This window comes from Streptomyces sp. GLSS-08 (assembly GCF_056387915.1).
Genome location: NZ_JBWJAQ010000002.1, coordinates 554,043 through 568,805, shown reverse-complemented (window position 1 = coordinate 568,805; position 14,763 = coordinate 554,043). Strand labels below are relative to the sequence as shown.

Annotated in this window: 12 protein-coding genes and 1 pseudogene; 8 read left to right on the top strand and 5 right to left on the bottom strand. The window is 69.4% G+C overall.

What is annotated here, in order from left to right:
• Positions 1-25: 25 nt before the first annotated feature.
• Positions 26-2,068, top strand: a complete 2,043-nt coding sequence (locus AC0ZLC_RS05335) for a DUF2264 domain-containing protein (RefSeq protein ID WP_476750689.1) — start codon at positions 26-28, stop codon at positions 2,066-2,068.
• Positions 2,065-3,072 carry a hydroxyacid dehydrogenase gene (locus AC0ZLC_RS05330; RefSeq protein WP_476750688.1) on the top strand — a complete coding sequence of 336 codons (1,008 nt, stop codon included), beginning with the start codon at positions 2,065-2,067 and terminating at the stop codon, positions 3,070-3,072. The genes AC0ZLC_RS05335 and AC0ZLC_RS05330 overlap by 4 nt, the downstream gene beginning before the upstream one ends.
• Before the next feature lie 147 nt (positions 3,073-3,219).
• On the opposite strand, the gene AC0ZLC_RS05325 is transcribed toward AC0ZLC_RS05330, so the two are convergent.
• Positions 3,220-3,990 carry a phytanoyl-CoA dioxygenase family protein gene (locus AC0ZLC_RS05325; RefSeq protein ID WP_476750687.1) on the bottom strand — a complete coding sequence of 257 codons (771 nt, stop codon included), beginning with the start codon at positions 3,988-3,990 and terminating at the stop codon, positions 3,220-3,222.
• A gap of 104 nt (positions 3,991-4,094) precedes the next feature.
• Between AC0ZLC_RS05325 and AC0ZLC_RS05320 the strand changes: the two genes are divergently transcribed.
• Positions 4,095-4,907 carry a helix-turn-helix transcriptional regulator gene (locus AC0ZLC_RS05320; RefSeq protein WP_476750686.1) on the top strand — a complete coding sequence of 271 codons (813 nt, stop codon included), beginning with the start codon at positions 4,095-4,097 and terminating at the stop codon, positions 4,905-4,907.
• Positions 4,908-4,986: 79 nt separating this feature from the next.
• On the opposite strand, the pseudogene AC0ZLC_RS05315 reads toward AC0ZLC_RS05320, so the two are convergent.
• Positions 4,987-5,172 (bottom strand): annotated as a pseudogene (locus AC0ZLC_RS05315) (helix-turn-helix domain-containing protein); the annotation flags it as partial.
• 294 nt (positions 5,173-5,466) lie between these two features.
• Here AC0ZLC_RS05315 and AC0ZLC_RS05310 point away from each other — a divergent pair.
• From AC0ZLC_RS05310 to AC0ZLC_RS05300, 3 genes are all read left to right on the top strand, one after another.
• Positions 5,467-6,702 carry a polysaccharide pyruvyl transferase family protein gene (locus AC0ZLC_RS05310; RefSeq protein ID WP_476750685.1) on the top strand — a complete coding sequence of 412 codons (1,236 nt, stop codon included), beginning with the start codon at positions 5,467-5,469 and terminating at the stop codon, positions 6,700-6,702.
• Positions 6,703-6,937: 235 nt separating this feature from the next.
• On the top strand, positions 6,938-8,098 hold the full coding sequence (locus AC0ZLC_RS05305; protein ID WP_476750684.1) for a glycoside hydrolase 5 family protein: 1,161 nt from the start codon (positions 6,938-6,940) through the stop codon (positions 8,096-8,098).
• A 48-nt stretch (positions 8,099-8,146) separates the two neighbouring features.
• Entirely contained in the window at positions 8,147-9,493 is a 1,347-nt protein-coding gene (locus tag AC0ZLC_RS05300) for an ADP-ribosylglycohydrolase family protein (RefSeq protein ID WP_476750683.1), read from the top strand.
• Positions 9,494-9,503: 10 nt separating this feature from the next.
• On the opposite strand, the gene AC0ZLC_RS05295 is transcribed toward AC0ZLC_RS05300, so the two are convergent.
• Together AC0ZLC_RS05295 and AC0ZLC_RS05290 are read right to left on the bottom strand one after the other, a co-directional pair.
• Positions 9,504-10,058 (bottom strand): TetR/AcrR family transcriptional regulator, encoded by a 555-nt coding sequence (locus tag AC0ZLC_RS05295; protein ID WP_476750682.1) that lies wholly within the window; start codon positions 10,056-10,058, stop codon positions 9,504-9,506.
• Between the two features lie 305 nt (positions 10,059-10,363).
• Entirely contained in the window at positions 10,364-11,284 is a 921-nt protein-coding gene (locus AC0ZLC_RS05290; RefSeq protein WP_476750681.1) for a phytanoyl-CoA dioxygenase family protein, read from the bottom strand.
• A 120-nt stretch (positions 11,285-11,404) separates the two neighbouring features.
• Here AC0ZLC_RS05290 and AC0ZLC_RS05285 point away from each other — a divergent pair, with 120 nt between their 5' ends.
• Positions 11,405-12,238: a helix-turn-helix domain-containing protein gene (locus tag AC0ZLC_RS05285; RefSeq protein ID WP_476750680.1), complete on the top strand. Its 834-nt coding sequence runs from the start codon at positions 11,405-11,407 to the stop codon at positions 12,236-12,238.
• A gap of 139 nt (positions 12,239-12,377) precedes the next feature.
• Positions 12,378-12,551 (top strand): helix-turn-helix transcriptional regulator, encoded by a 174-nt coding sequence (locus AC0ZLC_RS05280; RefSeq protein ID WP_476750679.1) that lies wholly within the window; start codon positions 12,378-12,380, stop codon positions 12,549-12,551.
• A 16-nt stretch (positions 12,552-12,567) separates the two neighbouring features.
• Here the strand turns inward: AC0ZLC_RS05280 and AC0ZLC_RS05275 are convergent, their stop codons facing one another.
• Positions 12,568-14,718, bottom strand: a complete 2,151-nt coding sequence (locus AC0ZLC_RS05275; protein WP_476750678.1) for an alpha-galactosidase — start codon at positions 14,716-14,718, stop codon at positions 12,568-12,570.
• Positions 14,719-14,763 lie beyond the last annotated feature (45 nt).

Genomic DNA, 14,763 nt, shown 5'->3' with positions numbered 1-14,763 from the left:
ACCCACAGGAAAGAGGAGTACCGAGATGGCTCCCGCAGCCGCCCCGCTGCCTCCGGAGGACCGCGTCCTGTCGCCCCGCACCGGCTGGACACGCGCGCACTGGGAGCACACGGCCGACCGCCTGCTCGCGGCAGTGCGCCCCTATGCCTCGATCACACACGCACTGATCGACCTGCCCGGCCCGGTGGGACGGGCGGGGCGGCTGAGTGACGGGCTGGAGGGCTTCGCCCGTACCTTCCTGCTGGCGGCCTTCCGCCTCGCCAGGACAGGGGACCGGGACCCGTCCGGCCTCGCCGAGTGGTACGCCCGCGGCCTGGCGGCAGGAACGGACCCGTCGTCTCCCGAACGCTGGCCCACCCTTCACGAGAACGGCCAGGCGAAGGTCGAAGCCGCCTCGATCGTCGTCGCGCTGCACGAAACGCGCCCGTACATCTGGGACCGCCTGGACGACTCGGTACGACAGAGGGTCGTCGACTGGCTGGCGGACGCCGTCGGCCCAACCCCGAGCCGCAACAACTGGGCGTGGTTCCAGGCTGTCACCAATGCCTTCCTCCGGTCGGTCGGCGGCCCGTGGTCGCCGACCGACGTGGCCGCCGTCATGGAACTGAACGAGGAGTTCTACGTCGGTGACGGCTGGTACGCGGACGGTACGGACCGCACCGCCGACTACCGCCGGTTCGACTACTACTCGGGGTGGGCCATGCACTTCTACCCGGCGTGGTTCTGCCGCATCGCGGGGAGCAGCGAATACGACGAGAAGGAGAAGAAGTACCACGACCGGCTCTCCCGCTACCTCCAGGACGCCGTCCACCTGGTGGGAAGCGACGGCGCCCCGGTGTTCCACGGCCGCTCGCTGACCTATCGCTTCGCGACGACGGCGCCGTTCTGGGTTGGCGCGCTCTTCGACGCCAGCCCACTGAACCCGGGCGTCACCCGGCGACTCACCAGCGGCGTCCTGCGCTACTTCCTGGACGGTGGCTGCGTCGACGAGCGGGGGCTGCTGTCCCTCGGGTGGCGAGGGGCTTTCCCTGCCATCCGGCAGCCCTACTCCGGCCCGGCGTCCCCCTACTGGGCGAGCAAGGGCTTCGCGGGACTCCTCCTACCCGCCGATCACCCGGTATGGACCAGTACCGAGGAACCCCTGCCCGTCGAGCAGACGGACACCGAGTTCCCGCTTCCCGCGCCTGGATGGCTCGTCTCCGGCACGCGCGACGACGGCATCGTGCGGCTCGTCCAGCACGGCGGCGACCACGCCGACCCCCGCTTCCTCGAGACCGACGACAGCGTGTACGCGCGCCATGCCTACGCGACGGCCGCAGGCCCTGCGGTCGGCAGCTCCGCCGACATACGCCCGATGGACGCCCATGTCTGCCTGCTCCGTGCCGACGGCAACCCCTCGCTGCGCCGGCCGTGGGAACGGATTCGGCTCGAGGGACGCGTCGGCGTGTCGCGGCACCGGGCCCACTGGCTGGATGGGGAGACACCCGACTACTTCGTCCCGGACTCCACGCAGTTCACCGGCGGTCCGGTCCTGACCACGGCGTCGGTGCTGCACCGGGGTGTGGAAGTGCGCCTGGCGCGCGCCGACGCATGGCACCCCCGGCACACGGTGCCCGGAGCGGCACCGGGCGCCGACGGCCCGACGGACCCCGGTCCCTGGCAGCTCAGGATGAGCGGACTGCCCGTGGCCGACGAGAAGCCGGTGCACGCCGGCGTCGGTCCCGCGAGAGCGGAAGTGCGTTCCGAGGGCGGGCTCGTCAGCCGAGTGATCGGTCTGCATGGGCTGGACGAAGCGGCCGTCGACAACGCCGACGGCACCAACGCGTACGGCCCGCACGCGGCCGTCCCCTCGGTCACCGGCCACCAGGACCTGCGCTTCGGCGAGGTCTACGCAGCCGTGCTGGTCCTGGCCGGCACGCCCGCTGTCGCCTCCTTCGCGGAGGAGGTCGACGTGGAGATCACGAACGATGCGTGGGGCAGCGCCGTGTACGTCACGTGGCCGGACGGACATCGCGATGTGGTGCGCCTCGACCCGCCCAGCTCGGACAACCCGAAGGAGAGTCGGTGAACCGTCGACTGCGTGCCGCCCTGGCCATGCGGAGTGACCTGCCGGGCAAGCTTTTCAGCCCTGCCGACAGGGCACGGATGGAAAGCCTGTGCGACCTCGCACCGGCACCGCTCACCGACTTCGACGGCCCGCTGGCAACGCGTGTCCTCAGCACCGTCGACGTCCTCGTCACCGGCTGGGACTGTCCGGTCATCGACGAGAGCGTGCTGGACCGTGCCCCCTCACTGCGTACGATCCTGCATGCCGCGGGGTCGGTGAAGGGCCACGTCAGGGAAGTCTGCTGGGAGCGGGGCCTGGCGGTGACGACGGCCGCGGACGCGAACGCCCGACCCGTCGCCGAGTACACGCTCGCCTCAATTCTTCTGGCCGGCAAGGGCGTTCCGGCCATCCGGCATCGTTACGCGCGAGAGCGACGGGCCCTGGACCTGGCAGCCGACTACCCGGACATCGGCAACGCCGACCGAAAGGTCGGCATCATCGGCGCGTCACGCATCGGGCGCCGTGTCATGGAGCTGCTGCGTCCGCACGACCTTACCGTCTGCGTGTACGACCCCTATCTCGACGATGCCGAAGCAACGGCACTCCTCGCACGGGCAGTTCCGCTGGACGATCTGCTCGTCCAGTGCTCGGTGGTCAGCATCCACGCGCCGGCGACCCGGCAGACGCAGAACATGCTCGACCGGCGACGCCTCGGCCTGCTCCCCAACGGGTCGACGCTCATCAATACGGCGCGGTCCGCGCTGGTCGATTTCCCGGCGCTCACCGACGAGTTGGTCTCGGGCCGGATCAACGCCTTCCTCGACGTCACGGAGCCCGAAGTACTCCCGGCGGACTCCCCTCTCTACGATCTTCCCAACGTGGTGCTCACCCCGCACCTCGCGGGCGCCCTCGGAAACGAACTGACCCGGCTCGGCCGCTCGGCGGTGGACGAACTGCAGCGCCTCACCCACGGACTCCCGCTCCGGTACGTGGTGTCGTCGACGGACCTCGCTCACATCGCCTGACGCCCCCGCCCGTGGCAGCAGAGCAGCACGTCCCGTCCACCCGCGAAGTCCGCCCCGCGAAATCTTCGGCCTTGTGGGTCGATGACACCCGCTCGCACTGTCGCGGGTGCGGCCGCCCCGGACCTGACACCGGGGCGGCACGCGGGCTCACGAATTAACGACCTCGTTGCCCGTGAGGAAGCGCTCGAAGGAGCCGACGGGTTCCTGGCTGCCCTTCTTCGTGATCACCTCACCGGAATACTGGGCCACATAGACGCGACGGTAGTTGTCGGTGAGGTTCGGGCCACTGCGGTGCATCACCGTGCTGGAGAAGACGGCGATGGAACCGGCGGGGACGACGACGGGGACGCCGGGATCGGACCCGAAATAGCAGACCTTGTCGTTGGTCCGCTCGTCCTTGATGTGCTTGACGTAGGAACGGACTCCGACCCGGGAGTAGGGCAGCAGATGGACGGCGCCGTTCTCCTCGGTGACGTCGTCGAGTGCGATCCAGCAGGTGAGGTACGGCTCGTGGTCCTCGTGCACATAGCCGGAGTCCTGGTGCCAGGAGAAGGAGGTGTCCTTGTCCGAGGCCTTGATGACGTACTGCTCCCAGAACAGGTACGCCTCCGGGCCGAGAGTGGCCCGGCAGATCTCGGCCATCGTCTCGCCGAACAGGAACGCCCTGAGCTGCGGCAGGTCCTGGTAGATCATGTGCCCGAAGTACCGCTTGCCCCGGGCGTTGATGCCGAGCCGGTCGACCCCTTCCGCGTCCATCGCGGCGTCGGCCTTGTCGACCGAATACTGGGCGCCGCTCCGAAGGAGCTCCAGCTGCTCCGGCGTCAGCGCCCCCTCGATGACGAAGAATCCCTCCTCACGGTATTGGTCGGCCATTTCCCTCGTCACCAGTGAAGTGCGTTCCTGCTCGATGGAGGTCATATCCGGCTTTCCTTTGATGAGTGTGATCCGCTGTCCGGATCCGGGACAAGGAACGCTATGGCGCCCACGGAGCTCTGTGAATAGAGATACTGATCGAGGCATGTATGTTCTGGCAGACGCCGCCGGGTACCCGCATCCTGATGGTCGACGGACCGCAGACCAGACTTGGGCGGATACTGCTGGCCGGTGAGGTGTCCGACGCCGACCCGGGCCCTTTGGAGGGGCCACGGACCCAGCCGGGCTGGGTCCTGTCGTACGTGACCGATGGCAGCGGCACCTACCGGCACGGCGACGGGCGCGAGGAGCCGATCGTTCCCGGCACCCTCACCGTGGTCGCACCGGGCGTACCCCATACGTACGGAACGCTGCCCGGGGGGCGGTGGACCGAGCAGTTCGCCGTCGTCACCGGCCCCCTGTTCACGACGCTCGCCAACGTCGGGATCCTGGTCGGCAACGGCCCGCGTCCCCTACGGGCGCCGCTGTCCGCCACCGTGTTCAGGACCGTGTTCGGCGCCCGCCACGCCACCGTCGGTGAGCACCAGCTGCTCGCCCTTGCGGACTGGCTCGTCGACGCCGGACCGACGGCCGACTCGGCCCCGAGCAGCCCGATCGAGCAGGCGCGCATCCTGCTGACCGCCGACCTCGGGGCCCCCGTGGACCTGCGCGAGGTGGCCGCCGCGGTCGACCTTCCCTATGACACGTTCCGCCGGCGGTTCGCGGCCGAGGTGGGCCAGGCTCCGCTCGCCTATCGCAATGGACACCGTCTCCGGGGTGCCGCGAGCCTGCTGCGTATGACCACGATGACCGTCCGCCAGATCGCCCGGCACTTCGGCTTCAACGACGAGTTTCATTTCTCGCGCCGCTTCCACGCCCATTTCGGTATGCCGCCCAGTGACTACCGGCGGGGAACGGGATGAGCGGGCGAGGATCGAATGTTCTCCGGCCGAGCCGCGCGGCCGGCTTCCACGCCGGCCGGCCGGGGTCCGGCGGGGTCGCTCACGGCAGCAGGTGCGCCAGCGGCAGCAGCCCGGCCTGCCGCACGGGCCGCATCGCGTCGGCCGCGGACTGGGTGCGCCGGAAAGCGCCCGGCGGAGTCCCGTAGGTCGCCGCGAACCGGCGTGAGAAGTGACATGGACTGCTGAAGCCGTACTCCGCCGCGATCTCGGCGAGCGACAGGTTGCTGCGCTGGAGTCGGCCGCGCTCTGCCTGTGATCAGCCGCGACCGAACCGCGCTCCCCCGCCGGGCTGCACCGCCTGCCGGTGCCACGGATGGGACTGGCCATGATCGGGAGCGGGGAGTGAACCGCGGGCGGGTCATCGGCCGAACTCTCCTGTCCGGTCACATCCGGGACAGCCGCCCCGCGGAGGATCCAGGAAGGTCGAAGGAGCCAGCAGGAGGAATCCGAACGCGAACAGCGGTTCCATTGACAAGGTCGGCAGTCGCGAGCCCAGCGTCCCTGAAACGAGACCCCGATCATGAATGACCGCCATCCGGAAACCCCGTCGGAAGGAATCGATGCCCATGCCTCGCCGAGGCCGCCCCGCATCCTCCTGCGCTCCTCCTGGCAGACCGCGAACGTCGGCGACATCGCTCACACGCCGGGAATTCTGGCCCTGCTGGAGAAGTGGATTCCCTATGCGGAAGTGACCCTGTGGGCGAGCGCGCTCGGCCCCGGCCCAGAGGTCAAGACCATGATCCGCGGCAGGTTCCCCAAGCTGCGCATCATGAACGACCCGCCGGAAGCGGAGGAGGCCGCGGCAGCCATCGCGGACAACGACTTCTTCCTGCACGGCTCCGGACCGAGGCTCATGGGCGCCCCGGAGCTCCGTATGTGGAGGGAGACCGGCAAGCCGTACGGCGTCTACGGAATCACGTTCTGGGATTCCGACGAAGCCACCGTGGAGCTGCTGAGCGGGGCCGAGTTCGTCTACTTCCGTGACTCGGTCTCCCTCAACAAGGCCGTACTCGAGGTGGGCCTGACCGCGCCGGTGGTCGGATTCACGCCGGACGCAGCCTTTGCCACGGACGTGCTCGACGACGAGGCGGCGGCATCCTTCCTCGCGCAGAACGGGCTTGAGGACAAGAAGTTCCTCTGCTGCCTGGGGCGTCTGCGCTACACCCCTTGGTGGGAGATGTACCCCCGGCCCATGACCGACCAGGACGTGAAGGTCCACGCCTACAACGAGCGCATGAAGGACAGCGATCACGCGCCGCTGCGTGCCGCGATCGAGGAAGTGGTGAGCCACACCGACCTCAAGGTTCTCCTGTGCCCCGAGGACCGCTCGCAGCTGAAGGTCCTGCGCGAAGACGTCTACGACAAGCTTCCCGAGGGTGTCCGCGGCCGTGTCGTCCTGCGCGACTCGTTCTGGCTCACCGACGAAGCCCTGAGCGTGTACGCGCGAAGCGCCGGTCTCTTCGGCAACGAGATGCACTCGCCGATCATGGCGATCGGACGGGGAATCCCGGCGGTCGTCTGCCGCTGGAGCGAGCAGACCAGCAAGGGATACATGTGGCGTGACATCGGGCTCGGCGACTGGTTGTTCGACCACGACTACGAGGAGTCCAGGAGCGGGATCGCCGCGGCGGTCCTGCACATGGCGCAGGACCCCGTGGGGGCGCACACGAAGGCCGCATCGGCCCGCGACGCGGTACGGCGGCACCACGAAGAGTCCATGGGGCTCCTGGCAGATCTGCTCCGCAACCGGAGGTAAAAACGACCGGCGAGCAGGCGGACGGCCCTCGGGACGGCACAACTGCCCCCGCTTGCCGATCCCGGGCACAGGACGTCCCTGCTGGGAAGGGCCGCGGGGAGGCGCCACGACACGGCGTCTCCCCGCGCAACCGTCCGGAGAAGAACCGGCTTTCGTCCGTTCGTAAGACGTATCCGTGAGCGACCGTAAGGCAGCAGACATGTCGGCAGGGCATGACCGGGGACCCCGGTTCGGCGTGAACTACGTACCGAGCAAGCACTGGTGGTATTCCTGGCTGGAGTGGGACGCCGCGTCCGTCCTCGAGGACCTGCGGGCGATCGCCGGCCTGGGAATGGACCACATTCGCGTGCAACTGCTGTGGCCCGTGTTCCAGCCCGATCCGTCGGTCGTCAGTGCGGTGGCATTGGAGCGGCTGCGTGATCTGCTGGATCTCGCCGATCACCCCGATGTCTCGCTGGACGTCTCGGTCTGCGTCCTCGACGGATGGCTCAGCGGGTTCACGTTCCTTCCCGCGTGGCTGTCCGGCCGCAGCATGATCACCGACAGCGACGTGGTGTGCGCCGAGCTGCTGCTCCTCGACACGCTCGCCGGACACATCGGCGGCCATCGGCGCTTCCTCGGCTTCGACCTGGGCAACGAGCTGTCGGTGCCCAACGGCGACGTCCCCGCGGAGCGAGGCGACCAGTGGGCCGCGCTGCTCCTGGACCACTGCGAGCGCATCGCACCCGGCCGCTTCCACGTCAACGGCATCGACAATCAACCCTGGTTCGAGGCACGGACGTTCACGCAGGCAGCGGCAGCTGCCCAGGGCCGTGCCAGCGTCCTGCACACCTACCCGTACTGGACCGGTGCGATCAAGCGCTACGGGCCGGACGGCACCGGCGTCCTGCACCTGGGCGAGTACATGGCCGAGCTCGCCGAGGCCTTCTCCCCCGTCCGCGGGCGGGAGAAGTGGCTTCAGGAGTTCGGTGCCTCGCCGACGGAACGGCCGGCGGACTCGATCCCGCAATGGGCCGCGTCCTTCGTGCGCAATACCCTGTCCTCCGGCGGCATATGGGGCTGCACCTGGTGGGGCAGCCACGACATCGACCGCCGGTTCACCGGCTTCGCCGAGTACGAGTACGACCTGGGCCTGCTCACCGTCGACAACGACATCAAGCCGACGGGAGCCCGGCTCCGCGACCTGATCAAGAAACTACGTGACACACCGGTCCGGCCCGCCGCCCGCCCGGTCGCACTGGTCCTGCCGGATTCCCGGGAACTGGGGCTCCAGGTCGCAGACCGCTTCTTCGCCCTCGTGGACGAGGGGGTCCGGCCCGCGCTGGTCACGAGCGAGAGGGCCGACGACGCGGCTCATCTGTCCGCCCGCGGCATCACCGGACTCGTGCACTTCTGACGCCTCCCCCGCACCCGTACATGCCATTCCACGCCCGAGGAGCCCTCCGTGTTCGCACCGTTTCCCGTACTGCACCGCCAACTCCGCGTCATGCTGCGGGACAAGGAGGAACAGGGCAGGGACGTCACCGGCATCGCGGAGCGGCTGGCGCATCTGCCGGACGACTACCAAGCCGTCGCGGACCTCGCTGCCGCCATCGACACGGCGCCGATGCGCGAGGACTGGCCGTACTTCGAGCCGAGCGACCTGGACGGTATCCGGGCGGAGCAGGCGCGTCCCGCCGAGGATCCGTCCGCGCCCCCTCCGCCCGGTGCGGGAGATCGGGTACGCGCGGGGTTCCTCGGCTCGGTGGCCGGATGCATCCTGGGCAAGCCGGTGGAGGTCATGCCGACCCTCGACGAACTGCGCGACGCGTTGCGTCGGACGGGCGAGTGGCCGTTGCGGGACTACATTCCCGCGCGACTGTGCACGGACGGAGGATTTCGCGCGTTCCATCCCGACTGGCCCGGGACGGTGCGGGAGAACATCACCCGGGTCGTTCCGGACGACGACATCAACTACACCCTGCTGGGCATGATGGTGCTGGAACAGCACGGAGCCGGTTTCACCAAGTCCGACCTGTGCCGCCTGTGGCTCGACAACATCCCGCTGGGCCAAACCTGGGGCCCCGAACGCACCTTCCTGACCCGGCAGGGGCTGGCGATGGGCATGGACGACTGGCCGGCGCTGGACGAGGAGGTACTGGCGGCGGCGCCGGCCCGGCTCAATCCCGGCGACGAGTGGTGCGGAGCCATGATCCGTGCCGACGCATACGGGTACGCCTGCCCCGGCCGTCCCGGCCTCGCCGCCGAACTCGCATGGCGCGACGCGTCGTTGACGCACCGAGGCAACGGCATCTACGGCGCGATGTTCGCCGCGGCCGCCATCTCCGCCGCCTTCACCGCGAGCGGCCCACTGGAGATCTTCACCACCGCGTTGCGCTACGTACCGCAACGCAGCCGCTTCTTCGCCGTCGTCAGCGACTCGCTGGAACTCGTGGCCGGGGCCCGTGACTGGCTGGAGGGCTACCGCGCCATCCACGGCCGGTACTCCGCCTACGGCCACTGCCGGGTCTTCCAGGAGAGCGGGACGCTGATCAACACCCTGCGCTTCGCCACGGACGTCGGCGACGGGATCTGCAAGCAGGTCAGCCAGGGCAACGACACCGACAGCTACGGCGCGACGGCGGGCTCCATCCTGGGCGTGTACTTCGGCCCCGGCCACCTGGAAGAACGCTGGATCACCCCCTTCCGCGACGTCCTGCACACGCGGCTGGCCGGCTTCCACGAACTGTCTCTGGCCAGGACCGCCGACCGCATCGCCGCGCTCCCGGCCCGCGTCCCCGGACAGAGCTGACGAGGACCGTTCAGGTCTCCCCCAGCACCCTGAACGCGGCGCGGGACAGACGGCCCGCAGCCACCTCCGGCGGCCAAATGGGCAGGACGAGATGACTGATGGTCGTGCGCACCACGACATCGGTCACCAACTCGAGGTCCTCCTGTTCCTGGTGGGGAAAGCGTTCGGCCAGCCAGGCGCGGAGCAGGCCCCGCACCGCGTCGAAGAGCGGATCGGTGCGCGCCGTGAGGTAGGCCACCAGGCTGTCCGAGCCTCGGCGTGCGGCGGTGACGACGGACCGCAGCAGGGGATTGTGCTCAGCCGCCGTCAGAACGAGCAGCAAGGCGGTCTCGAGGGCGGCCCGGGGGCGCCGGTCCGTGGTGGCCAGTACCCCTGCGACGTCGTCGAGGAGCTGCCGGGTCTCGCGGATCACCAGCGCGTGGCCCAGACAGGCGCGACTGCCGAACTCCTTGTACACGGACGGGCGGGACACCTGCGCCAGGGACGCGACGGCCGAGAGGCTCGCCCGGTCCCAGCCGTCGGCACAGGTCAGCTCGTGCGCCGCGTCCAGAATCCGCTCGCGCATGTCCTTGCGCCATGCGCTACGAGGCGGATCAGCCGACGCCTCGACGGCAGCGGTCGGACCAGGGTTCTGGTGCATCGGCATAGAGGCAAACCTGTCCGTGCGAGGGCCACGTCACGGCGGCGGCTCCGGGTGCCGCCGGGACAAGAGGAAAAAGAGCTGCCCGTCGTCCGGACCGGGGCCCGGCGACGGGGGGAAGAGGGAGAACCACGGCCTCTCCGAGCCGGGCGGCCGGCCGTCGGTGTCTCGCCTACGAGGACGGCCTTTCGCAATCCGGATTTCTCCGCGCGCCACCGGGCTGCAAGCCGTCACGGGGTCCGTTCGGGGACATCTCCCGCGCTGCAGAAGGACCCGGGGGTGTGGACGTCGTGCACCAGCCGCAGTTCCGTGTCGTGGTCCCCCGACGACCGGGGTCGCAGGAATTCCTCGACGCGCCACGCGAAGCCGGATCGCTGGGGGTGAGCGGCTTGGTACTGCCGCAATGCGAGAGGAAGCAGGCGCAGGCGTGCGTCGATCCAGGCCTCGTCCCAGGGGCCCTGTTCCAGGATCTGCTCCGCCGCACGGAACTCGTAGTACAGGGTGCGCCGCGGCTGGTTGCCCAGGACGGGTTCGGAGCCGTGCACGAGCATCACGTCGTGGACGAGGACGTCTCCGGGCTCCATCTCCACCGTCACCGCGCCGGGGATGTCCCAGTCGTACTGCGCGGTGAGTTCGCACACGTCCGCCTTCCGGCGCTGCGAGCCGGGCACGACACGCAGCGCTCCCCCGCCGTCGCGTGAGGCGTCGAGGTAGACGTCGACGTTGAAGATGCGGTAGTCGCGGGGGTGGACGGCGTCCTGGTGCCACGGAACGGGGGCGCCGTCGCCCTCATTCTCGAGCACCAGAGACTCGTAGGTGGGGGCGAAGTTGCGCCCGGCCAGGCTCTCCGCGATCCCGAGCACTTCCGGAGAGCCGAGCAGTTCCAGGGACGCGGCGTCACCCTTGGCGTGCACGTAGTCGATGCGGAACAGGACGCGACCGCTGGGGCGGTCGGCGAAGTGATAGTCCTCACCGTGCCGCATGGGCCCGTCCCCCGCAGCGATCCAGTGGTCCGCCGCCTGCTGCAGGCGGCGCAGCATGTCCCCCCGGGCACGGTCACGAAGGACGAGGTAGCCGTTCTCGTCGAAGAACGCCACCTGCTCGGGCGTCAGGTGGAAGGGGGAGGCCGAGTTCTCGATGAAACCGTTCACGAGTGGTTCTCCTGAGGTCGGACACACGCAATCCTCTGGCAGGATCGGGATGACTTCACCGAACCACGTCCCAGGAGCCCGTTCCTCCGACCAGCTCACCTCTCTTTCCTGGATCATCACTTGCTGCAGTCCCACGAACCTCGAAGCGACGACTTCGGCCTCGCCTGCTGGCAGGGCCGGGTCTCCCTCATGGACCGCGCGCACCGACACGACGACATTGAGATCAACTTCGCGGGCGACAGTGACCTGGTGTACCTGTTCCGCGGGCGAAGGACCGTGCTCCGGCGCGGCGGGATCGCCGCCTTCTGGGCCGCTGTCCCGCACCAGCTCGTCTCCGCGGCGCCGAACAGCACGATGCGCTGGCTGACCGTGCCGTGCGAGATCTTCCTTGGCTGGCGGATGCCCGACCCGGTGGTCAGGACATTACTGCGGGGAGTACCGCTCCTGGAGAGCGTGCCGGGCCCGCAGGACGCCGACCACGCGCTCTTCAGCCGGTGGTCCGAGGACCTCGCTCACCCGGACCAGGAGCCACGCCGCATCGCACTGCTGGAGATCGAGGCACGGCTGCGCAGGCTCGCCCTGACCACCGCACGGATACACGGCGGGGCGCACGACCTGCCACGGGACGGCGCCGTCGAGCACGCGGCCCGGATGGCGCACTTCATCACGGTGCACTTCCGCGAGCCCCTCACCGTCGAACGCGTGGCGGCCGCCGTTCCCCTGCACCCGCACTACGCGATGCGTGTGTTCAAGGAGGCCATCGGCACCACGCTGCACGGCTACCTGGCCGAGTGCCGGATGGCCGAGGCGCGGCGCCTCCTGGTGACCACGGACCTGGCCCTCACGGACATCGCCCTCGCCTCGGGATTCGGCTCGCAGAGCAGCTTCTACTCCCACTTCACCGCCGCGAACACGCTGACACCCGGAAAGTACCGTCGACTGCACCGCGCCTAGCAGGAGGCACTGCCGTGCGCGGTGGCCGCGGATTCTGCCGCTGCGCATCGAGGTCCGGCAGTCGTCCGACGTCGTCGCCGTCGACGACCCGTCACTTGCGGCGGCCCTGCGCCACATCCGCGACCACGCCGACGCGGCCGTGACCGTGCAGGCGGTCGTCGACCACGCACCCCTGTCGCGCCGCGCCCTCGAGTACCGCTTCACCACCCTCCTCGGCCGCACGATCCACGGCGAGATCCTCCGGGTGCGGATGGCCCGCGTCGCCGACCTCCTCGTCCCCATCCTGTCCGTGGAGGGTTGCGGCGATGTCTGACAGGAGTAGCAGGCGGCTATGTGACACGACGCAAACGGACCACAGTGCTGGAGTGGTCACCGCCTGGCATGTCGGGGATCGGTAGTCCGAACCCGGTGAGCGTCGCCCCGGACCACTGCCTGCCGGTGTCCTCGTCCTGGAACGTGCTGCCGGGGTTGAGACCTTGCAGCCGCAGTGGGGGGTGAGCCGGTCCGTGCGAGGTGGACGGCCGCCAGACGAACACCACGACGCGGTCAGTGCCCGCGTCGGAATACTGGACGGCTGTCAGCGGTCCCTGTCCCGGTGGCAGAAGGCGGTACTGCCGGCCGTGCTGCACGACCTCGCGGATGTCCTTGTACAGCTCCACCATCTGCGTGGCCTCCTCCAAGTCCTCCGGCGTCCAGCGGGTCAGGTCACCTCCTATGCCCATGACGCCTGCCATGGCGCTGTGAAAGCGGAAGCGCAGCGGGACGACGCGTCCTGTCAGAGGATTGGGACTGTCAGTAATCCAGGCGGACATCACCGCGGCCGGGTAGACCTGGCTGAAGCCGTGGTGGATGGCGAGTCGGTCCACCGCGTCGGTGTTGTCCGACGTCCATACCTGGTCGGTGCGTTTGAGGATGCTCAGGTCGACCCGGCCCCCACCTCCTGCGCACGTCTCGATGCGCAGGTGCGGGATATCGGTGCGCAAGCGGTCGAGTACGCGGTTGAGGCCCTCGGCGTGCTCGATGTGGACCCTTCTCGCATCCCGTCCCCCCGTGTGGGTTCCCGCCTCCGTGAAGGACCGGTTGAAGTCCCATTTGAGGAAGTCGACTTCGTTGTCGTGGACGAGGTCGCGGAGCCATGCGTACGCCCAGTCATTGACATCCTGGCGGGAGAAGTCGAGCACGAGCTGATGCCGCAGCTCCGTGGCCCGGCGGTCAGGCAGGTGGAGTACCCAGTCGGGGTGCTGCCGGTACAAGTGGCTGTCGGCGTTGACCATCTCCGGCTCCACCCACACGCCGAACGCCATGCCGAGCCGGTGCACCTCGTCCGCGAGTGGTCGCAGGCCGTGCGGGAACCGCAGCCGGTGCGGCACCCAGTCGCCCAACCCCGCCCGGTCGTCGACGCGTTCGCCGAACCAGCCGTCGTCGACCACGAACAGTTCCACGCCGAGGGCGGCGGCCCGCCGGGCCAGGTCCCATTGGTTGGCTTCGCTGACGGCGAAGGACGTGGCTTCCCAGGAGTTGTACAGCACGGGGCGCACCTCTTCGGGATGCGGCAGCACGTGCCGGCGTACGTAGGCGTGGAGAGCTCGGCTGGCTCCGCCGAAACCGCCCGTGTCGTACACGCCCACGCTGACGGCGGACGTGTGCCGCTGTCCCGGGGCGAGGGAGATCTCCACGCCCTCGTGGCCCGGCGAGGTCACGACGCCCACCCGCTCCGCCGCCGTGCGCTGCACAGTCATGCGCCAACTGCCGCTGGTGGCCAGGGCTGTCGCCCAGACCTCCCCGTGCTCCTCGTCGGCTTGCCCGGGGTCGAGCATGAGCCATGGGTTCGCGTCGTGGCCGGTGTGACCGCGTCTGCTGGTCAGAGTCGTTTCCCCGACGGCCAGGGGGGTCCGTTCCAGTCGGTTCTCCGAAGACCAGCCACCGTGGACGGCGGACAGCCGCCAGTCCGGTCGCTGCGGCAACGGCCAGTGGGCGGAGGCGTAGCGCAGGAGCAGCAGCGGCTGCGCGCCGGCACGGGCCGTGTGGACGATCTCCGTCCACCGTTCGATGACGTCCCCGCCGGGCGGAACGCGGTAGTGCAGACTCCAGGCCAGTGGCCGGGCCCGGTCGGTCAGCGAGATGACGACGTGGTTCTGGTCGGCGAGCTCGATGCCCTCGACCTGCGGCTCCACCGGGCTGCTGCCGTCGGCGAACCGTACTTCGAGTGCCGGCGTGCCGAACCGGGCCCCTCCCTCGACCGGATACTCCTCCACCCCGTCGAGTCGCCCCGCGAAGCTGTTGTCGTGGTCAGCCCACGCGGGGAGCACAGCGGCGTCGGCGAGGGGAACGGGTCTGCCCCAGTGGACGTGGCGCACCGTGCCGGCCGTGGTATCGACGCGCAGGACGTAGCAGGAGGCGGCCGTACCCAGCAGCACCGTGCCGGTGGGGTCGTCGATCTGCACCGTCCCGCGCGGGGGCTGTGATGTCTGGGCAGGCATGAGTGGCTTCCTCGTAGGGTGTGGAACGCGGTGCGGGACCGGAGT

Excerpts from the sequence above, each read along its gene's own strand:
- AC0ZLC_RS05335 (WP_476750689.1), top strand. The coding sequence starts at position 26 with ATGGCTCCCGCAGCCGCCCCGCTGCCTCCGGAGGACCGCGTCCTGTCG.
- AC0ZLC_RS05325 (WP_476750687.1), bottom strand. The coding sequence starts at position 3,990 with ATGACCTCCATCGAGCAGGAACGCACTTCACTGGTGACGAGGGAAATG.
- AC0ZLC_RS05320 (WP_476750686.1), top strand. The coding sequence starts at position 4,095 with ATGTTCTGGCAGACGCCGCCGGGTACCCGCATCCTGATGGTCGACGGA.
- AC0ZLC_RS05310 (WP_476750685.1), top strand. The coding sequence starts at position 5,467 with ATGAATGACCGCCATCCGGAAACCCCGTCGGAAGGAATCGATGCCCAT.
- AC0ZLC_RS05295 (WP_476750682.1), bottom strand. The coding sequence starts at position 10,058 with ATGCGCGAGCGGATTCTGGACGCGGCGCACGAGCTGACCTGTGCCGAC.
- AC0ZLC_RS05275 (WP_476750678.1), bottom strand. The coding sequence starts at position 14,718 with ATGCCTGCCCAGACATCACAGCCCCCGCGCGGGACGGTGCAGATCGAC.